This is a genomic window from Shewanella sp. M-Br (genome assembly GCF_036245925.1).
GTDB classification, from domain to species: domain Bacteria; phylum Pseudomonadota; class Gammaproteobacteria; order Enterobacterales; family Shewanellaceae; genus Shewanella; species Shewanella oncorhynchi.
Window position 1 is genome coordinate 99,961 of the sequence record NZ_BJBV01000016.1, and the last position, 19,775, is coordinate 119,735.

Sequence of the window (19,775 nt, forward strand, 5' to 3'; positions counted from 1 at the left end):
GTAATAAGTTTTGAGTGATGTTACATTACTCACTCTCGACGAATATCAATATAATTCATAGATTCAAAACGTTAGTCTTTTTTATGGTTTACTCTAGAATCTCGGTAAACCCTAGATGTACAGGATCCGGATTGCTTTCCTGTACAGGCTAAACAAGTTGGTGTAGAGCAATCTACACATTTAAACTTTACTCTACACCATTATGAAGTGGATACTATTAATTTTATCCCTGCCTACCCAAAATGCGACTGTTCGCATGAGGTTGTGGCGATCTCTTAAATCCGCCGGTGCCGCCGTATTACGTGACGGCGTTTATCTACTTCCCCAACGACCAGAACATCAGCAGTTGTTTGATGGCTTTGCACAAGAAGTGGAAGCAAGTAAAGGCTCGGCTTATGTGCTCTTCGTGGATAGCAAAGACGGTAGCCAATTTAGTGATTTGTTTGACCGTCGCGATGAGTATGCCAACCTTTTACAGGAACTTCCCCAGATTCAAGAATTGGCAGTTAACTCCCTGCAAGAGGCAATACGACAGTTGCGCAAACTGCGTAAGAACTTCACTGCCATCACTGTTACGGATTTTTTCCCTGGCGAAGCGCAGGTGCAAACCCAGCAGGCGCTGCAACGTCTTGAACGTAAACTCAACCGGCAGTTATCACCCAATGAACCCCATGAACATGCCGGTGAAATTCCGAGATTGGATGTCGACCTCTATCGCGGACGGTTATGGGCAACCCGAAGCCGCCCCTGGGTAGATCGTCTTGCGAGTGCCTGGTTGATTAGCCGTTTTATCGACCCTGAAGCACGCTTTGTATGGTTGCAAGCCCCTCAGGATTGTCCCATCGATGCGCTGGGATTTGATTTTGATGGCGCCAGTTTTACTCACCTCAATGGCAAGGTGACCTTTGAAGTCCTGCTGGAAAGTTTTGGGCTCGAACACCCCAGTTTAGCGCGCATGGGGGCTTTGATACATTTTCTAGATGCAGGTGGGATCCAGCCTAGCGAGGCCAGTGGCCTGGAGCAAATCCTGTGGGGATTGCGCAACAGCATTCACGACGACGATCAACTCATCATCACTGCTAATGGTGTCTTCGATGCGTTATTGGCCGCTTTTACTGATAAGGAAACGGTATGAGTAACGCCACCAAATTATCGTCTGTTAAACAAGTAGAAGCACCAGTGCCAGTCGGTTTTTGGGAAGCCTTTCGTTTCTGGTTAAAGCTTGGGCTTATCAGTTTTGGCGGTCCTGCGGGGCAAATCGCTATCATGCATCAGGAACTGGTCGAGCGTAGACGCTGGATCAGTGAAAAGCGTTTTTTGCATGCCCTAAATTACTGTATGGTGTTGCCCGGCCCTGAGGCGCAACAACTCGCGACTTATATCGGCTGGTTAATGCATCGCACCTGGGGTGGTGTCGTGGCCGGAGGGTTGTTTGTGTTGCCATCACTGTTTATTTTGATTGCACTGTCGTGGGTGTATATCGCTTACGGTGAGATGAATTGGGTCGCTGGTTTGTTTTATGGAATTAAACCAGCGGTAACTGCTATCGTCGTACATGCTGCTCATCGGATTGGCTCGCGTGCATTAAAAAATAATGTCATGTGGATGATTGCCGCCGCGGCGTTTGTGGCGATATTTGCGCTCAATGTGCCATTCCCTTACATCGTGATTGCAGCGGCGCTGATGGGTTATTTAGGTGGGCGATTTTTGCCTGATTATTTCAACAGCAGCGGTGGTCACGGCAAAACCGATAAATCCTTCGGCACTGCTTTGATTGATGATCACACTCCAACCCCCACCCACGCGATTTTCCGCTGGTCGCGTTTCAGCCTAATCTTGATCACTGGTGCATTACTCTGGGCAATTCCACTGTTTGCGCTCTGGGCTTACTGGGGTTGGGATCACGCGCTCACCCAAATGGCTTGGTTCTTTACCAAAGCGGCATTACTCACCTTTGGTGGTGCCTATGCGGTATTACCTTATGTTTATCAGGGCGCGGTCGGCCATTACGGTTGGCTTACGCCTACGCAAATGATCGATGGGCTCGCACTCGGTGAAACCACACCTGGACCGCTCATTATGGTAGTGGCTTTTGTCGGTTTTGTGGGGGGATATGTGCAAGCCGTATTTGGACCCGATATGGTATTTCTGGCGGGCGCAGTTGCCGCCACGATTGTTACCTGGTTTACCTTTTTACCCTCCTTTATTTTTGCGGGTGCACCTTTTATTGAAACGACGCATAACGATTTGAAATTCACTGCGCCACTGACGGCGATCACTGCGGCTGTCGTGGGTGTGATTTTAAATCTCGCTCTGTTTTTTGGTTATCACATTTTATGGCCAACAGGTTTTGAGGGGTCGTTTGAATGGATATCAGCCATCATTGCTATTATTGCGGGCATTGCATTGTTTCGTTACAAAATGAATGTGATGAAAGTGATTGGTATATCGGCGCTTGTTGGGCTGATGGTTTCGTTAATGGGGAGTAGTTAACTCTCTCAATCGACTTGAAAACGCACTGCTGACGATTATAAATTGAGGCTACTGTAGTGGGGCACTTAATTTGCCCATTACAGTTGTGCAATGCCATGGGGTGGTTGAGAAAATCCCTTCACTCACATCTGCAAGTCGTCTTTGTGGAAAATTCATATCTATAGCTGCATCTCACATACGTCGCTAGAGACAGCACTAAACTGCGGATAGATAAAAATACTGCACTTAGAACATAACTACAGACACTCAAACCTTGAACTAAAGAGTTGCAATATTAAAAATCAAGGAGTTTCTATTGATAACAATTGCTTAATCTGATTTTGGCGGAAATTTCCAGAATCCCGGTGGACCCTCTATTAGATTAATCTCGGTTACCTCATGATGTTGTTAATGAATGGATTAGCGCCAGAGTATTTTTATCAATTGGCAGGTCACTTAAATCACACTCACCTAAGGGATCAAACGTTATTGGGATTGACTCATGACCTGAATTAAAAAACGCATTTAATTCATTCTGCCATGGTAGGGGTAAATCAAGTTGCCGTAGTGGCGCATTGATCGTATGAAACCGCCATAGATTGACTAAACCATGTGCATTAACACAGTAACATTTTTCCAGTGGCGAATACTCCTGTTGCGAGCGATTAGACTTGACCATAATGCGGATATTGTCGATAAACGAGTCCATGTCCTGATTGATTATAGCCGCGAGACTATGCAGCATCGCCATACTGTATTTCGAATCTTTTAGGCTTGTGAGTTTTTCTCGCAAATTATCTGCAACAGGTGTGGCACCTAGAATAGCATATACGGCATTGCAGGCTAAGACCGTCACCTTATGACCAGTTACAAAGGGTGGCACAAATTGCTTTTTATAGGCGGCGATAGTGGGTGAGTCATTAATGGCGAGTGCCGCTAGCAGCGGCCAAATGTGCAGACTATCAGTCCCCGAAAAATCTCCCCCTCGCACCAATCTCGTTAAACAACCAAAACGCCCCGCTAAAGTCAGGCAATTTGTAAACTCAGCGAAGTTATCAAAGGCCACGCGTTGTATTATGGCTAATTCGGTTAATTTATATTCTATGTAACGAAAGCGATCAATAAATTCGCTAGCAACGAGCTCACAATTTTTTATTAAATACTGATCTAGGAGAGCGAGTTTAACTGCTTGTGGCTGAGTTAACTGCTCGTCATTTTCTGCCAGTCTCTGTAATACGCTTAGTGCTTGATCTCTATCTTTTTTATGGTAACTTTTCACCCTATACCTTACTTACTTTGGGAAAGCTTGGACAAGTATAACATCAAGGTTGAAAGTAGTCCTCGCACATTAGTTTTTATATACCAAAACTTTATATCCCTTGTTTACTTTTTAGCCTTATAAACTGATTTTTTTTGGCAAAAACGCGTTAGTTTTTACTCTAATCAGTTGGTTTCAGATTAATATTCTATGACGTAACTCCGCGTTAAGTGATTAGCAACGCTATCACCAGACCTAACCCATTGTGCCGTAAACACTTAAGCTGAATTAAACTGAAAATGCCAAGCGTTGTAAATTCTCTTAAACGCTTTGTATGGATAATAAACTCACCTGATTACAAATAATTTCCAGTTTCGGGTAATGTGAGACCCAGGCTTTAGCTGCAACTAAAGCTTTCCTTGTCGTAGTTCGATTGAACGCTGGCTCCTCTATTGAGAGACCGATAACAAGAAAGAACGCGACAAAGGACTCCAAGCAAAATACTCGAATAGTCTACTGGGTCTCGAACCCGCATTTGCAAGCAAGAGTTAGCTTATTATGAAAACAACGTCTAATCAAAACATTAACGTAGGTGTGTAGTGGCATAGTGTTTATCTTGTAGGTCAACTGAATTTAGTAACTACTTTAAAATACTAAATTCCATATTATTGCTAGATTGTGAATCAGACTATCCTAGAATGATTCACGGGCTCACTTTGGGACAAAAAAAAGCCCCGAAGGAAGATAGTTACGGGGCAAAATCGGTATTAAGTATTAAATAAGAGGATGCTGGTCATTATTTATACTCCTTACAACATGAACAATACACTATCGCTAGTATTAAATTGTATTCATTATCAGACTGCCTTTTCGCCGCACATTAAGAAAATTAATCATCTGTTCATGTATTCAATAATCAGTATTCACCATTATGGAATAACCCTAATATCTACAAGGTGCAAAAATATCGAGTTGGCTCTGATAGACAGTGGTTTTTACATTCATAAGTCCTAGCAAACTGTCGAACAAATTGTCGTGGGAAAAGCCGCCCTGTTCTGCTCGCTGTGCAACACAAGTCATGTTCAACTGATTATCTTGGCTAAAGTCATTAGATACCCAAGCCAGCATTGGTACGCTAGTTTGTTCTTTTGGTGCAATACTATAGGGCGCACCATGTAAATACATGCCCTTTTCACCCAAAGACTCACCATGGTCAGAGAGATACAGCATTGCAGTATCGAACATATCCTGCTTACCTTTTAATTTATTCACCACTTCACTGAGAATAAAATCCGTATATAGAATAGTGTTGTCGTAGGTGTTAATCAGTTCTTCTTTACTGCAATTCTGGATATCACTGCGCGGACAATCCGGTATAAATTTACGATGCTCTGGCGGGTATCTAAGATAATAAGTTGGTCCATGACTACCAATGATATGCAAAAAAATTACAATATCTTGACTTGGTGCTACTGCCAGAATTTTATCTAATTTGTTGAGCAATACTTGGTCAAAACAATATTGGCCAGAACACAGCTTCGGATCACTCTTCAAATCTATCGTGAGATTTTCAACCTGATCACATACACCTTTACAGCCAGAATCATTATCAAACCACTGTACTTTTATACCACTATGACTTAACACATCAATCACTGTGTCTTGAGCATTAGCACGGCGAGGATCATAGTCTGCCCGCCCCATTCGTGAAAACATACAGGGTAGAGACACCGCTGTGGCCGTGCCGCATGAGCTAGTATCGTTAAACGCAATCAGCCCCTGATTTTGGGTATGAGCATTGGTTGGCTTGTTATATCCATAATATTGATAGCTCATTGAGCGCGCAGTTTCACCCACAACAAATACTAATAAGTTAGGTTTAGTGTTCGGGTTACGACTGGCATTCTTCGCATCTAGGCCAAGTTGTTGGTATTCCATGGGCGTCTGCAAATAGTGCTCATTGAGATATTTAGATGCACTACTAACAAAATAGGTAGGGACAATGTAACGCCTTAACTCACTGTTGTTTCGACCAAATGCAGCATAATCTTGATAGTAAAAAAAGGCGACTATCCCAATGCCAACGAACATTAGCAGCATAAAGGCTAATTTATGCAATAACTCCTTAAAAAAGGGCTGATAATGAATATCGGCCTTATAAATAAGATATGACGGTAATAGCCCTGTCAGCAGTAGATTGGTAATTGATGCAAGATTTACATACATCAATGCTTCGGCAGGATGTGTTTGAAACGTGTTTTCGATCATGCCGTAGTCAAACACGACATTGTATTGATAGGCGGCAAAAAATACACTTGAGGAAAGTAACGTCAATACAATGAAAAAGGGCTTCAGCAGGTATTTGACGGTAAAAATTGAAAACAAAAAACTCAGCGCAAATGTTAAAAATAGCGGCATAGATGCGATAAAAAGGGGATCGACTTCTGGTTGTTTTTCAATTCCTTTTCGTACTATACCAAAGAGAGGTAGATTGAAAATGGCAACATAAAACAACGCAGTGATGAAAGTGAGTTGGTTAACCGATAACGTCTTAAATCTAGAAATCACAAAAATCCCTTTTTGTTAAAAAAAATCAATACTACCTTGATCTGATTAAAATAACCTTATAATAACAAGGCTGTTTTAGTGAGTAATATTGATTTTTGAAGTCCATTAGCCAGTGAACCAGACTAGGCAAGTCTGTTTCACTGTAACGATTTTTGAAATCCCTCATGGGCAGGTCATACTTTTTGGTATTCATTACTTTATGTATCTCAAACTATCAGACTAAGTAAGAGCTAGCCTTCGATCTGTGACACGTTTTGGGGCATAAACGTGCCAGAACTGATCGGCCTGACACGAGTTTGGACCAAAGCGGTGAGCCAGAAGCTTGCGCAAAATGCCAGCGTGATGCGCGTGAAACAGACTAGGCAAGTCTGATTCACTAAGCTAAAAAAATAATGATACAGGCACACCAAAGCGCTGACTGAGTGCTTCTATGTGGTGTCTATTTAACTTTTTTCCTTCTACGGCATTGAGTAACTTACTCACATTACTTTTTGAACCTAATTCAGGAAGATCTGCAACACCCAGACGATACTGAGACATAAGCGTTTTCAATACAGCTATACCACTGTCCATTTCGGCAATGGCAGCATTAAATTCAGCAAATTCATCAGCCTGTTCTTCCCATCGCTCAATACTAAGTGACAACATCTCAATCAAAAATTTATTTGAGTCATAGTCATCAACGAGGTCGTCCATTAATGCCAATGCCTGCTCGTAGTCTTCCTGAGTTTCAATGTGAGCGAGGTATGGCACTTTGGCCAATGCTTCTCTAATTTCAATACATGCAGTAGGTAGCATATACATTACTCCTTTGTTCGACGGTACTTGTCAGTCAGCTTGCTATAGTCTGCATGGCTAACCACGTGCTTCACATACATCCTGTTATCTCGGAACTCGATAAAAGCGATAATTCGTAGATTATTGCCCCCCACATCAATCACCCACCATTTATCTCGATATTTAAAGTTATCCAAAGATGGAAATACTTGTCGTAAATCATCAGGATTGGTGAATGTGCCACTACGTAAGGTGCTGTATATCTGCACCAAAGCGTCCTTATCGTTAGGATACTTTTGGGCGGCATCATTAAATGGTTTTCTTGAAATAACGTGCACAGTCTTTTCCTGTTTTCATTTTGGAAACTATAGCACGGAAGTTTCCAAAATGGAAACTTCCGTGCATACACGAATAACAGACATGCCTAGTGTGGAATAAATTAATCACTCTGTCTTAGAGTGATTCACGGGCGCGATTCGAGGCTGAAATTTTCAATAAATAAGATCATATCATTTTCATTACGGATTTCATCACGTTAAAGTTATCTCTTTATTGAACAGATACTTCTTGTTCCATATATTAATATGTGAGGGACTTCCTCTTAAACATGTAAGGATAACTATTATGGCTCTTAAACCTGGCCCTAAACCAATCGCTGACTCAACTGGTAAACCTGATCAACGCAGACGTGATAACAAAAGTACTCCAGGGAATACCCCAGAACTGAAGCCAAGTAAATCCTCAAAGAAATAGGGGAGACTGTTGATAAAAGCTACCGTAAAGGTAGCTTTTTTTTGCCACGATTAAATCCACTGTATGAGTTTTTAACACTCTTTGGGGCAAATGCACGTTAGCCCGAAGCCTGCAAAAAAATGTCAGCTTTATACGCGTGAACCAGACGAAGCAAGTCTGATTCACGTTAATTTAGTTAGATTTTAGTTAATCACTCCGCAGGCCATTCGTGCGCCACCACCGCCCAAAGGGGCTGGGTGATCAGAATGATTGTCGCCACCCAAATGGATCATTAAGGCTTTACCTTTAATATCATTTACTTTAAGACGTGGCGCTAATACTGAATTGGTCACCTTACCATCAGCATCGGCATATAAAGGCGGTAAATCACCTTTATGATTATTCGTAGTCCACGGTGCGCCGTGTTGATTTGTTTTCTCTGGATCATAATGCCCACCTGCGGCTCCTCCTAATACTGTTTTACCGTCTTTCGTTGTCGGTTCACAGCTACCTGTTTGATGTACGTGAAAACCGTGTACACCGGGTGTTAGGGATGACAAATTTGGGGTCAGGACAAGACCAAACTCCGAATCCTGGAGGGAGATAGTACCAATAGCAGTGTTACCGTTAGCGCCTAGTAATTCCATGGTCACTTGAGGTTGTTGAGCTAATACTGCCCCACTAAACAACATCACTGAAAACGAGGCAAAGCATAACTTTTTCATTTATCGTACTCCGTTAAGAAAATCCCCCCCCACGATACATAACAACTGCTTACTTCTCAATTTGATCCTCCCTGCTTACCTTGTATGTGAGAATGGGCAAGTTAGAAACAAATGAATCTCAGAAAGCTAACACAGCATTCCACGTATCAACTTCAAGCAACATGAACCTAAACTTATTCTGTCAGTTATTTGAAGAACATCAGTTAAATTGAGGCATAATGCGCTCAAACTCAATTAATCAGAGAGTATAATGGCACGTTACATTATTGTTTATAAAGACAATGAACAGTTAGAATCGACACTACATATTGATAAATGCCCTAATATCCCAACAAGTCACATAATAGAAGTTGGTGAATATGCAGGGTGTTTCACCGCAATGCTCGCAGCTAAACAGTACTCAGTTAATACGTCACCATGTGCATATTGTTGTGGTGCTTTATTTTATTCGGAAGCACTCCCTTCCGAAATGCCACCCTATTAATCAACACTCAATTCAATAGCTTTCTCTCGCCCCAGTTCAGTCAACGTAAACGAAAGCCTTAACGTCTGCAGGGAGCGATGCATATGGACCAAACCATTCTCATTGAGTTTGTGGCAAGATACCCTAAAGTTTGTCCCAAAGACCTCTGTTGCTCGACTTTTATTCAACATAGTAAGGATATCTGTCGCAGGTATAGGTTTTAAAAAACCACGAAGCTCTAGCTGGTATAGCACAAATAGGATATCTTTTTGGACTGCTGAAATTCTCATCAAACATCACTCTTATTCATGTGTGATATGATTAAGATATCAAATTTAAGGGTAAAATAACATGAAGTTGGCTACCACCCTGGCATTATCAAGTCTGTTGTTTACGCCGTTCGCTCTTGCCCAGGACTTATTTGCAGAAAGCACTAAATCAACGTTCAATGATGCGTTAGCGAGCCCATTTACAGGATATGTGGTGGGCGCGTTTACCGCGATTATCATCATTGCTTTAATTGTGTACGCGCTCAAAGACTAATCACTCATTAAGCCGATGTTTACCCTTCAAATTACGCAAGCGCTGTAACCGATTGAATACCTGCAAAATAAGATTGACGCCCTTAGCCTCATTAAACGCTTTTAAATCATGATAACCCGGGTTCCTGTAATTATGCCTATCCGTGGTATTTATCACCCCCGTCGCCTGGCATGTAACGCACTTACCACTGACACTGTAACGCTTAGGCGTCTCACAATGACAGCCGTCGCAGCGATGAACAGATGTGTACATTCGCTGAAGTGCCAGCATTGCCTCAAGGCGTTCACCTTCAATTGAAGGAATATTTTCAGACATAGGAAATTTTATCTTAGAAATAAACGCGTAGAACCCAATCGACGAATGCCCTTTTCGTTGTTACAGGGCGTGAGGCATATTCAAGTACGTTGCGGCCTTCAAAACGGCCTGTAACCAACGTGGCACCTTTTTCAACATGCCAATAATGATTGTTATGCTTAGCTGTAAATATTCCGTTTTCTTCAATGGCAATAATGTCTAGTGAGTTCAATGTAGGTCCTGTTTTGGATTGGTGCCATGATGATGCGTACAACGATGTTCAATATCAAGCTCAATTAACCGCTTATTCATATGGTCTGGGTGTTCCCACTATTTTGCACGAGCCTGGACGAACTTAGCGCGGCGCTGGTAGTTCTCTTCATCATAGAGCGCTAAGGATTGCACCACCTCGCCGGCTACTAGCGCCTCTTTATATTTAATAAAAAAGAGTGGGGACTTCATACCCTCTAACCGGAAAGTGACTTTATCCGCAGTATTGGCATTAAGACCCCAAGGGTGCATTTTTAACACCTGAGCACGAATAACTGTCGCAAATTTCCGCTGGCCTTCGGTGCCACTTTTAAATACCGTCATAAATCATCAACCTAATCAATGTTTAAGATAGTATTTTTACGTTATGTGGAGTTTATTTGCAAATTTTAAGGGGAATACATCCGATAAATTGAAAAGTTGACCTCGGTCATTTTGGGTGGCGATTTGTTGTCCATCTTGCCAACCTTGAGACCAATATATGCCCTCCTCCCCAGAATAAGGGTTGACCAGCGCCTTATTTAAGTGAAAAGCTTGCAAGCCCGCTTGATATATACCATCAAACCGATGCTGAGCAATGATATCATCCTCGATACCACCCCAAACCTCTTTACCCTGCTGCACTTCATAAACATGCCTTTCCATGAGTGCTAGCCGATGTAACTGGAATTGTGATTGAAGTGGGGTTAACGCCTCTTTAGACGTTAATGCTTCAAGCCGTTCAATGACACTCTCTACCGCGTTGCGCGGTAGCGGAACGCTACCCAATGAAATAGTTAACTCACCAAGACCCATTGACTCAAGGGAAAGAACCTTACCAACAAAAAAGGGTTGTTTATCCAAATCAACTTGGGAACACTTCGGTATGGCCACCATGATGGGCGCCATATCCACATTAAATTTCTTGACGTAAGCCGTACAGCCCTTTAAGACCTCAGTAATTTCCCAGATGGACGTATGCGCTGCGATCACGGCGGAAAAATATAATCGTGCCATTGCACCTTCGCGCCAACCTCTCTTACGCAAAAAATATTCTCCGACCGTTTCAGACTCAGATATCGGGTAACAAAAAGCCAATTCATCCGTTAAATCATCTGAAAAATACCATTCAGCAAGGTGAGTAGAAGGAATATCAGGGGCTAATCCGTCGAGAACAGTGTTAATAAGGCATTTTTTATATTGATTGAAATAGAATCCTTCTAAGTGACTCAGAAATTTTTGAAAAAAATGGTCGTATTTACTTTTAACATGACTCATAGATACCTCTTTATACTCTTTAAAAACAGCACCTTAACAATAAACAGTATAACACATTAAGCACTGTATTTAAAAACAGTGTGATGTTTTTTTGCACGATAAAATAGGATGGATGACCGCCTTACAAGTCACAAATTGGTATGATTATTGCTCTTTTCCCTTCTGCTAGACCGCTTTTGTTTTTAACTGGTTTTCAGCACGTTTGTAGCTTAACGGTCGGATGACAAAATTCACTTTCAGCGGTGCTTTAAGTTCTCGCCCCTGCCAACGGCAGGAAATGGCGAGGCATTATTGCTCTTAGGTGGATTTATCCACCGTTGCTTGTGCCTTTTAATAAGTTATCTTTTACTAATACTTAATCTTTTTTAAAAAAGCTTTTGGACTCCCACTTCTTACTCCTTTTTCTTACTCCCATTAATGCTTTGATATACCGCCCTTATCCACAACCCACAGAGAAAGTAAAAAACGTACCTAGCTGTTTGGCAAAAAAAGGAGACGATATTATGTTTTACAGAAAGATTAGGCTGCTTTAACGTCTGATTTAAGCGACTAAAAACGTCTAGATGTGCAAAGTCCCCGCCAATCAAGACGGTTGCTTAAAATGCCGCTCAATGGGTTTGAGGTGGGTTCGTGCTTTGTGAGAAAAACATATCAGCGGTGAACCGCTGTTTTACTGGGAGCTGGCGCTTGAACACTCGCCAAGTAAATGACAGGCCGTTATTGATAGCCTTTTGATAAGCTTGCTTTATCTGTGCGCGAATTGTGTCGGTGTATGCACCTATCGCTTGCAAGAATCTCGCTGACAACCATTTATAGGCTGCAACTGAACGAATGGTTTTTTCCTCACCGGTTGCGTTATCTTCAATTGCCACCTTAACTTCTTGGACAGTGAAAACACCCGCTTGTTTTAGCATATCGATATAACGATACCAGGTAGAGCTCGGGATCGCTTCTCCCCAACGCTTCGCATGGGCTAACATCAGTGCGTCATGGCTAGTGGTATCCATACCTATATTTTTCGCTTTACCGACTTGGCCACTCATTAAATCGCATGTGGTAATCATCGTTACCACTATTTCAAAGAGTTTGCGCTTAGTCCGTTCTGACATCTTTCTTGATATACCACCCTCATCAATTTCAAGCTGACCACGATAGATAAGTTGACGAGCGTTATTGATCACTTCGTTGAAATAGCGAGGTAGACGAGCGTTTTTAACCTTGAAACCATCAAGGCTCGCTTTAAACGCATTAGCACCAACAGCGGTTTTATGGTTTTTTACATGCAACGCCGCAGCACGCTTTGCAGAGCGTAGCTTTTGCCGTTTAATGCGAGCTTTGTCAGTTGTTGTCTTTTGCACAATAATATCTAACGCTGTTTGATTTCAGGCGCAAATTCAGCACGAACCACCCCTTCCATCACTTCCATCGGAATACGACCGAACTTCTCCTTCGCACTCTGTGCCTTAGGGTTATTTGCACTTACATCATTACGGCTTATACCTGAATGCTGTGTAGTTTGACTCATTTCCAATACCTTACGAACACAATGAACCGCTTCATGGCGCTGTCGCTCAAATTCTTGTCTGCTCATACGTGCTTTAAATTGTGCATCCAACAGATCAACCATTAATAAATCAAACTCTTCAATCAGCGCGACCATACGCCAACCAAATCGACTAGTTACAAACAACGCCTTTTCAACCGGTTTTAATGAAGCGCACTCAGATGACGTCACACGGCGACGACGTTCATTTGCCATTAACCCTGTGCTTAACTGATTAATAGTTAAGAACGCTTCATTTAAACTGTTTTCAATCAAAATAAGCCCATAATCTGCGTATGGATCATCTTTCGCAGCAGAGGTTTCTAATACCGCAGTATGTGAAAAGAACCCGGGTAATCCCTGACTTTTGCCTTTGCGACCGTGCCACAACGACACAGAATCACTGGCATGAAGTGCAATAGACGCATCGCTACGCAATAAACCCGCTCTGTTTTTATTTTTTTTCATCATCATTTCCTTTTTTGATATCTGACCAAATAGCACCGATACTGACCGCATGCTGTTTGGCTAAGACGAGTAATTCTTCTGCAGTGGGGTAAAGCGGATTAGGCAATTTCTCGATGTCAGACCAAAGCGCCAAATGGCAATCAGCAGGGATAGAGCGCTGTCGATAGTTGGGATCAGTATCAACAAAGCGGCGCCAAGAAGCACATGTGTGTTTTGAAATATTAAGCATGTCTGTCATTAATTTGTTAGACGCGCCGTAAATGATTAGATCTTCACAAAATAATGGGATTTCAATACCTTCCATTTTTTTTAACAGGTAATTGCCGTTAATCTCGATAAATGCACAATCTAATTTCGCTGCCAATTCCTCTAACTGAGCCGATGACATATTCATTATTTGACACAGTTGCTCAGGAGGCAGCCCTAGCTGGTTCAATTCATGCGATTTACCATATTTTGCGTAAACACAAAGTTGATTTAAGAAAAAGAAATTGAAACTAATAGCAGCATTCATCACTCACCTCCTTCGCTAGAGAGTGCGCTATTGTCAGGGAGGGCCAATGCTGCAAGCGTCGTGGTTAACTTAATGAAAAAGCCATTCAAACGTTTGCCACTTGCTGTCACTTTAACCGAGTGAATATTCCTACCTTCTGTAGTTTTAAGATGAAGCCCTAAAGACTGAAAACCGGATTGAACCGCTAAATAACTGTCGGCATCACAACCCTGTTGGTACTTTTTACAAAAGACCTTCATAGCCGTGGGTGACACGATGAAGACCTGCCCATTCACCTTGTGAATAAAAGCCTCTGCTGTATTAATAGGCACTTCACCAGCTAATAGCCCAGCTTCAATCCAGTTCCAAAACAAGATCCCAATTTGATGTTCTGTTAGTTTGTTAAACGGCGTTACCAGTAGCTCTGGGCCCAGAACGTCTGCAGACTCATTTATGTCATTTGTTGATGGAGTTGCCTCAATTATTGGGGACATGAGCGCTTCCATTCCAGGGATCATGCTCATCAGTAAATCGTCTTGAACGATGACTTCTCGCGTCACATCGGTATCGTCTGTTTCAATAATTTCAGTATTAACAGACTCTGGGACAGGCTCCTGTTCTTCCACCGCAAATCCAACTGATGATATTGCTTCAGCTAAGGGCTTTTCATCTTCTGGCGGCAATATATCGATGAATCCAGGTAATGAGTTGAGCGCAAGCTCTGGTGCAAATGTTGGCAAGTGAATACACAAACACGTAAATTTTTGGTACCAGTTCACGTCAGTTAATGTCACTTTAATCGACCAAACCGCTAAACCCTGCTCGTTAGGGCGGATAATGTTGTGCTGCTGCAATTCATTAAACAGCTTTGTGTTTGAGGACGGTACGCCAGAGATCCCCCTGTCTAACAACGTGGCTCGGATGAGATCAGCAATCGGCTTACACACTAAATACAAGTGCTCACCGGCAACGAAGCCCTCCCCACCTTTTTTGTTAAGCAATACTTTTTTCTCTGTCAGCAAATAAGTCATCGTGACATGGAGCTGCTCAGCAAATGAGTTGTTCTCAAATCGCATACGCTTCGCTGCGGCATTGATGCCGTCTTTTGATGCTCCCAAATCTTGCGCAACGCTGGCTGCATCAGCTTGTTTCACGATAAGCTCAATCACATTGTCAGGATTTTTATGGCCGGTTAGGTACTCGGTAAGGCAAGAATAGAGCATGGTGTCACTGGTGATGGACAACATGGGATTCTTCGAAAGCATTCTCGTTAAAAAGGAGTGTGCGATCCGTTGATGGTTTAAATAGGCTCGATCATCTTTGTATTTGAACCTGTAAGGCTGGGTGAGTTTACCCACGGGCCCTAAAGCCGGTGTCCAAACCTCGTTATCTGCGTCAACATTGAATAGCTCAATTTGCATATCCATGATTTTGCCGCAATCATGGAAAAGTGCGGCCAAAAATACCCCGTACACCCAAACAATCTCGCGGTGCAAAACCTCTTCAGGTGGGGTGTTGGGTGGCATAATGTAATTACGACGAATGCGCACCGCATAAATTGCCACGTCTAACGAGTGGTAAAGCAGTCCTTTGCGGCCGTGGTGGTGATAACTCGCAGAAGCTGGCAGTTCTTGTACCCACAGCGCGAAATTAACAACAGTATCGATAACAAACTCAGTCCATATTTCATAGGGCAGCGCTAATCCGCTGCGTTGCAATACTCTGATTTTGTCTTTGATCGTCTCGTCTGCGCGTATTTGCGCTTCTGTCCACGGCATGAAATAACCGGCGGGAACAGTACCCTTTACTTGTAAAGGCACTGTTTTCGCCGGTTGCATCGCAAAGTTTTTAATTATTTTGAAGAGTTCCATCTATTACCACCTCGATAACTGTATATTTATACAGTGCTTTATAAGTACAGTTTTTAGCGCTTTGTTGTCAATAAATTTTGTATGGTTATTTTACTTTTCAAACAAATCCGGCCTTAAATCATGCTTAGATATCCCTGTAATTTCAGAAACTTGCTTTACTTTTGTTGGATCAAGTTTTCGTCGGCCGTTTTCTAAAAATGAGATCGTAGATTGATCTACTTCCAACATATCAGCGAGTTCATGCTGGGTGAGTTGATGTTTTCTTCTAAAATCTTTTAGGGCAACAAGCCCGCAATTACCAATAGTCATATTTTTTAACTACCTATAGAGATTGAGGGCAAGTTAAAGGCACTCATAATCACTAAAAAATTATGTATTTAAGGAGATTGGGTGTGTGGCAAGAAAGAATTCGAGATGCACTAAAAAAGCGTGAAATGACTCAAGAAGATTTAGCTATAGATACAGATTTATCGCAAAGTGCGATATCAGCATTTTTATCTGGCAGAAAAAATCCAAGCCTAGATAGCTTAATCAAAATTGTAACGGCACTAGATATGACAATGGCGGATTTATTCAGTCCGAGTGAATCGTCATTTAATGAGCAGAACCTAGATGATGAATTTCGTCGTGTAAAATACGAAATGCAACAATTAATCAGGTCTGCTGAACCATCACAGTTACATTCTTTGTCATTGCTTTTAGCAATCTCAAGAAAAATCTTGCGTTAACCCCTGCCGTTTCCAAACAGAAAACAACAAATGAGCATTACTGAAAGCAGTAATGACTTGGGAGTGGAGTCTTGGTCTTAAGTAAACCAAGCGTAATCAAACCGTTTAGGTCTAATCACATTAGTTGATACCAATAACGACGTTATCGGTGCTTCTGTCAAAGACAAGAGAAGCTAAGTTTAGGATACCTCAATCAGCGTAAGCTGAACGCGACACATCTCATGAGGCCATTTAAGGCGTACTGCCGTGTGCTTCACACTGTAAGTCAGTGAGCAACTATTTAACATGCTTAGGCTATCATTCAGATATAGAAATGCCAACAACATTTTTCTGTAAAATGCTGTTTCTGTTTGGGAACGGATTTTTAAAGAACTACCATTTAAGCAGTTGTTAGGCTACAGCTAACTAAAATGTTAGTCAACAACAGCGTTTAAGATTTAGCCTTATTTAACTAAACTAGCCAGACAACTTTTTTAGGTAACCATTGTGTCAAATCAAAACGTTATGGCGGGATTGCTGAATCAAGCAATTACAGAGAGCACTTATAGTAAATCTGAAATAGCCCGTTTATTAGGCGTAAGTAGACCTACTGTTCAAGGTTGGGTAAAGAATGGGACGATTAGTAAGGATAATCTAACTAAACTTTGTTCGTTACTTGGTAAGTCAGTATCAGATTTTATGCAATTAACAAACGTCGGAATAGAAAATAATGATTCGACAAAAATGCAACAACTAAAAATTCAGGCTAAGTATCTTGTTGATAATATAGAAGAAGATGATGTCTTTTTGCTTATGGCCGCAATAAAATTACTTCGGTGATAATTTATGCCGTTACTTTAATCGAGCTTCTGACATTGCAGAACTAAACTTTTGCATAAAATCTGACTCAAATGCATAGCCTGATTGCATTAATGAGCTGATGTTAACAGTAAGATTATTCAGTTCCTCTACTGTAGGGTTGCCATCTGAGTTAGCAACAAATCCATCCACTACAGCCCAGGTTTCTTTTGCTAGTTCTAATGGATTTCTTTCATCTCCGAGCTTTTTGCGCTCCTTCTTTTCAGCTGCATCGATCTGAACAGGATCAACCCAGTAAAATAAAAACTCAATATGAGTGATTTTCCGACCTTGTTTCTTATAACTCCAACCCAAATTTTGAGTCTTTTCGTCAATTAAAAACTTAATCCTGTGCTCTTTTGATTCGATCTCTCTGATAGCCGGCGAAATGATTCTCTCAATGAAGCTATTTGTTCTGGCATATGTTTTTTTGATCAATTTCCCCTTTTCATCAAGTAAACCAAAAAACGCGTGAAGCTCTTCGAGAGAAAATGGGTTCAGTTTTCCTTGTCCATACTTAAACCTACATAGAGCGGTATAAAGCCTTTTGGCATAATCCGTTTCTAATGCCGTAAACGTATCATTGTAGATCTGACTATGGCCCTGTGATAAGCAGAGATATTCATTCATTAACAAATCATTGGGCACGATAGTAAGAACACCATCTTCATAGGATACTTGTTTGAAAAGACTACGAAAAATGAATCGACGCTTGTTTGGTTCTTGCAATCCAATTGTTTTCTCGCTAAGTCGTTTTGCAGGATCTTTAATCACATTATAAAGCGACCGGTTATCAACTTTTAGCCATTCACATAAAACGTTTGAAGTGAAACTATAGTGCGGAGATGGAATAGTAGGTGGCGTCGAAACAGAGGAGTCTGAGATCACCCAGTGATCTTTATCGAGACGAGAAAGCAAAAGGGCAAATATATCATGTTCAACCGGAGACATTGATAACTGTGAAAAAACAAGACGATGAGCTTGCCTAAAAAAATCTGAAGTTAACTGCCCAATACGTTCTGTTTTAACTAAATTAGTATTTGCCACTTTTAGTACCTTAAATCAAATTTATAATGCTTAAGTCACGTTTTACTCTGCTTACCAGAAGAGTTAAATGTGTCTTAAGAACTTTGAGTGACCTTTCCACCAAATAGGCATTCTTTGAACAGCCAAGACAAGTTTAAACCGTCAGATCATGCGTTTTCATAAAATTGACCAGAGCAAACCGTGTCATATGGCTACATCCTATCAGAAACAAACAGAGCATCAAGTGTCTTTTAATCTAAAAACACTATTTACTCTGTTTAACGCATATGGAAATAAATCGATCTACATCTAGATGCATTCAGCGCAAAACCAAATGACTTCTGCGGTTTGGTTGATAGAGTGGCCAGGAACTTAGAAGCTAGATTACAATGCAAAAGAAGCATATTGTAAAATTCAATAAATAGTACGCCTGCTCTAAAATTGTCTTTGCTTGTAGAAACTTACCTAAGCGCCGTCACAAACTAGGTTTTACGCCCAAATGACGGTAAGAAGTTGCATTAACTGGATTCTTTTAAGTGTGCAATTTTTATTGAGTATACTTATCCAATTAAATTATCCACAGCTTTTCAATAAGCAACAGAGTTAAACGTGTTCAAATTCAGAGTCAGACGTGTTTTTTTACGGAGTAAACAGTGACATTTAACAGAGTGAACAGTGTTTAATAGCAGAGTAGACAGTGACATTTAACAGAGTAAAACGTGTCGTTAAGTTGTGCAAGTTACTGATTTTTATGTTTTTGCAAGACACCATAGATCTTTATAGATCTTCATAGATCTTTCATAGATATTTATAGATCTTATTATATAGGATGTGCATATGTGCATATGTAACCGCAAGCGGTTAACACATACACACATATACACAATCACAATAAATTTTTTTCTTTTTCTTTTTCTTTTTTTATAAAGCGTACCCTCCCCACCCGATAGGTGAAGAGGGATATTAAAAGATCAGTTCCTTTTCCCTTTATCGGATAGGGCTTTTCCCTTGTGGAAAACCCTTCCCTTGCCCCCTTTAACCCTTTTCCTTTTTCTGTAGTAGAATCATAAGAACTTGATAATTAAGTTAAAACTATAATTCACTAATTAGATTTCTTTATAAAAAATATCTACATCACATTCGTTCTGAATAGCTATAACAATTGATTCAATATCATCAGTGTTAATTATTGATGACCAACTGCATACCTGTTCCTCCTCTGTCTGAATTAATTCTTCATAATTATCAGCCTTACCACCATATGAGGATACTTTTGCTGGATTCCATATCAAATATTTATTCATATTTTCAACAGAAGCATCAAGTTGTTGTGGCAATAAACGTGTCAAAGCATCTAGTACGATTGCTGAATCAACTTTGCCTTCATTATCAAAGTGAATAACTGACTCTGTACTTAAGTTATCTTCAAGCCATAAGATTAATTGCTCAA

20 protein-coding genes are annotated in these 19,775 nt (G+C 41.1%); 5 read left to right on the forward strand and 15 right to left on the reverse strand.

Translation table 11 applies throughout. The features are described from left to right. The first annotated feature begins 202 nt into the window (after positions 1-202). Complete coding sequence (locus tag AAA952_RS14630) at positions 203-1,135, forward strand: chromate resistance protein ChrB domain-containing protein (protein ID WP_338258076.1); 933 nt, start codon at positions 203-205, stop codon at positions 1,133-1,135. After that, positions 1,132-2,493: a chromate efflux transporter gene (gene chrA, locus AAA952_RS14635; protein ID WP_338258078.1), complete on the forward strand. Its 1,362-nt coding sequence runs from the start codon at positions 1,132-1,134 to the stop codon at positions 2,491-2,493. The genes AAA952_RS14630 and chrA overlap by 4 nt, the downstream gene beginning before the upstream one ends. A 376-nt stretch (positions 2,494-2,869) precedes the next feature. Here the strand turns inward: chrA and AAA952_RS14640 are convergent, their stop codons facing one another. From AAA952_RS14640 to sodC, 5 genes are all read right to left on the reverse strand, one after another. Next, positions 2,870-3,751 (reverse strand): hypothetical protein, encoded by an 882-nt coding sequence (locus AAA952_RS14640; RefSeq protein ID WP_338258080.1) that lies wholly within the window; start codon positions 3,749-3,751, stop codon positions 2,870-2,872. A 921-nt stretch (positions 3,752-4,672) separates the two neighbouring features. Continuing rightward, complete coding sequence (locus AAA952_RS14645) at positions 4,673-6,298, reverse strand: MCR-4 family phosphoethanolamine--lipid A transferase (protein WP_338258082.1); 1,626 nt, start codon at positions 6,296-6,298, stop codon at positions 4,673-4,675. 381 nt (positions 6,299-6,679) lie between these two features. After that, positions 6,680-7,096 carry a helix-turn-helix domain-containing protein gene (locus AAA952_RS14650; RefSeq protein WP_338258084.1) on the reverse strand — a complete coding sequence of 139 codons (417 nt, stop codon included), beginning with the start codon at positions 7,094-7,096 and terminating at the stop codon, positions 6,680-6,682. A 5-nt stretch (positions 7,097-7,101) separates the two neighbouring features. Further along, complete coding sequence (locus AAA952_RS14655) at positions 7,102-7,413, reverse strand: type II toxin-antitoxin system HigB family toxin (protein ID WP_011074398.1); 312 nt, start codon at positions 7,411-7,413, stop codon at positions 7,102-7,104. Between the two features lie 597 nt (positions 7,414-8,010). Beyond that, positions 8,011-8,532: a superoxide dismutase [Cu-Zn] SodC gene (sodC, locus tag AAA952_RS14660; RefSeq protein ID WP_338258088.1), complete on the reverse strand. Its 522-nt coding sequence runs from the start codon at positions 8,530-8,532 to the stop codon at positions 8,011-8,013. Positions 8,533-9,346: 814 nt separating this feature from the next. Here sodC and AAA952_RS14665 point away from each other — a divergent pair. Next, entirely contained in the window at positions 9,347-9,538 is a 192-nt protein-coding gene (locus AAA952_RS14665; protein WP_338258090.1) for a hypothetical protein, read from the forward strand. Positions 9,539-9,866: 328 nt separating this feature from the next. On the opposite strand, the gene AAA952_RS14670 is transcribed toward AAA952_RS14665, so the two are convergent. The 8 genes from AAA952_RS14670 to AAA952_RS14705 form a co-directional block, all read right to left on the reverse strand. Then, positions 9,867-10,064: a hypothetical protein gene (locus AAA952_RS14670; protein WP_014620459.1), complete on the reverse strand. Its 198-nt coding sequence runs from the start codon at positions 10,062-10,064 to the stop codon at positions 9,867-9,869. A gap of 98 nt (positions 10,065-10,162) precedes the next feature. After that, the gene (locus AAA952_RS14675; protein WP_011839972.1) at positions 10,163-10,426 is read right to left on the reverse strand and encodes a hypothetical protein; all 264 of its coding nucleotides are present in this window, start codon (positions 10,424-10,426) and stop codon (positions 10,163-10,165) included. Between the two features lie 36 nt (positions 10,427-10,462). Further along, complete coding sequence (locus tag AAA952_RS14680; protein WP_338258094.1) at positions 10,463-11,359, reverse strand: hypothetical protein; 897 nt, start codon at positions 11,357-11,359, stop codon at positions 10,463-10,465. Between the two features lie 608 nt (positions 11,360-11,967). Then, positions 11,968-12,717 (reverse strand): hypothetical protein, encoded by a 750-nt coding sequence (locus AAA952_RS14685; protein ID WP_338258096.1) that lies wholly within the window; start codon positions 12,715-12,717, stop codon positions 11,968-11,970. An 8-nt stretch (positions 12,718-12,725) separates the two neighbouring features. Then, the gene (locus AAA952_RS14690; protein WP_014620915.1) at positions 12,726-13,370 is read right to left on the reverse strand and encodes a PFL_4669 family integrating conjugative element protein; all 645 of its coding nucleotides are present in this window, start codon (positions 13,368-13,370) and stop codon (positions 12,726-12,728) included. Then, on the reverse strand, positions 13,357-13,884 hold the full coding sequence (locus AAA952_RS14695) for an STY4526/YPO1902 family pathogenicity island replication protein (RefSeq protein ID WP_338258099.1): 528 nt from the start codon (positions 13,882-13,884) through the stop codon (positions 13,357-13,359). The genes AAA952_RS14690 and AAA952_RS14695 overlap by 14 nt, the downstream gene beginning before the upstream one ends. Then, positions 13,884-15,734: a MobH family relaxase gene (gene mobH / locus AAA952_RS14700; RefSeq protein WP_338258101.1), complete on the reverse strand. Its 1,851-nt coding sequence runs from the start codon at positions 15,732-15,734 to the stop codon at positions 13,884-13,886. Before mobH ends, AAA952_RS14695 begins: the two co-directional genes overlap by 1 nt. 90 nt (positions 15,735-15,824) lie before the next feature. Next, entirely contained in the window at positions 15,825-16,043 is a 219-nt protein-coding gene (locus AAA952_RS14705; RefSeq protein ID WP_014620912.1) for a helix-turn-helix transcriptional regulator, read from the reverse strand. A gap of 83 nt (positions 16,044-16,126) precedes the next feature. Here AAA952_RS14705 and AAA952_RS14710 point away from each other — a divergent pair, with 83 nt between their 5' ends. Continuing rightward, a complete protein-coding gene (locus AAA952_RS14710; RefSeq protein WP_014620998.1) occupies positions 16,127-16,462 on the forward strand; it encodes a helix-turn-helix domain-containing protein in 336 nt (111 codons plus the stop codon). Between the two features lie 486 nt (positions 16,463-16,948). After that, positions 16,949-17,281 carry a helix-turn-helix domain-containing protein gene (locus tag AAA952_RS14715; RefSeq protein ID WP_338258104.1) on the forward strand — a complete coding sequence of 111 codons (333 nt, stop codon included), beginning with the start codon at positions 16,949-16,951 and terminating at the stop codon, positions 17,279-17,281. A 12-nt stretch (positions 17,282-17,293) separates the two neighbouring features. Here the strand turns inward: AAA952_RS14715 and AAA952_RS14720 are convergent, their stop codons facing one another. Both AAA952_RS14720 and AAA952_RS14725 read right to left on the reverse strand, forming a co-directional pair. Then, complete coding sequence (locus tag AAA952_RS14720) at positions 17,294-18,346, reverse strand: replication initiation protein (protein ID WP_338258106.1); 1,053 nt, start codon at positions 18,344-18,346, stop codon at positions 17,294-17,296. A gap of 1,085 nt (positions 18,347-19,431) precedes the next feature. Further along, positions 19,432-19,775 (reverse strand): hypothetical protein (locus AAA952_RS14725; RefSeq protein ID WP_338258108.1); only part of this gene is annotated, 344 nt, incomplete at its 5' end.

What these genes read in the sequence shown, in the direction of transcription:
- AAA952_RS14675 (WP_011839972.1), bottom strand. Translation starts at nt 10,426, where the DNA reads ATGACGGTATTTAAAAGTGGCACCGAAGGCCAGCGGAAATTTGCGACA.
- AAA952_RS14650 (WP_338258084.1), bottom strand. Translation starts at nt 7,096, where the DNA reads ATGCTACCTACTGCATGTATTGAAATTAGAGAAGCATTGGCCAAAGTG.
- sodC (WP_338258088.1), bottom strand. Translation starts at nt 8,532, where the DNA reads ATGAAAAAGTTATGCTTTGCCTCGTTTTCAGTGATGTTGTTTAGTGGG.
- AAA952_RS14690 (WP_014620915.1), bottom strand. Translation starts at nt 13,370, where the DNA reads ATGAAAAAAAATAAAAACAGAGCGGGTTTATTGCGTAGCGATGCGTCT.
- AAA952_RS14665 (WP_338258090.1), top strand. Translation starts at nt 9,347, where the DNA reads ATGAAGTTGGCTACCACCCTGGCATTATCAAGTCTGTTGTTTACGCCG.
- AAA952_RS14705 (WP_014620912.1), bottom strand. Translation starts at nt 16,043, where the DNA reads ATGACTATTGGTAATTGCGGGCTTGTTGCCCTAAAAGATTTTAGAAGA.
- AAA952_RS14695 (WP_338258099.1), bottom strand. Translation starts at nt 13,884, where the DNA reads ATGAATGCTGCTATTAGTTTCAATTTCTTTTTCTTAAATCAACTTTGT.
- mobH (WP_338258101.1), bottom strand. Translation starts at nt 15,734, where the DNA reads ATGGAACTCTTCAAAATAATTAAAAACTTTGCGATGCAACCGGCGAAA.
- chrA (WP_338258078.1), top strand. Translation starts at nt 1,132, where the DNA reads ATGAGTAACGCCACCAAATTATCGTCTGTTAAACAAGTAGAAGCACCA.
- AAA952_RS14680 (WP_338258094.1), bottom strand. Translation starts at nt 11,359, where the DNA reads ATGAGTCATGTTAAAAGTAAATACGACCATTTTTTTCAAAAATTTCTG.
- AAA952_RS14630 (WP_338258076.1), top strand. Translation starts at nt 203, where the DNA reads ATGAAGTGGATACTATTAATTTTATCCCTGCCTACCCAAAATGCGACT.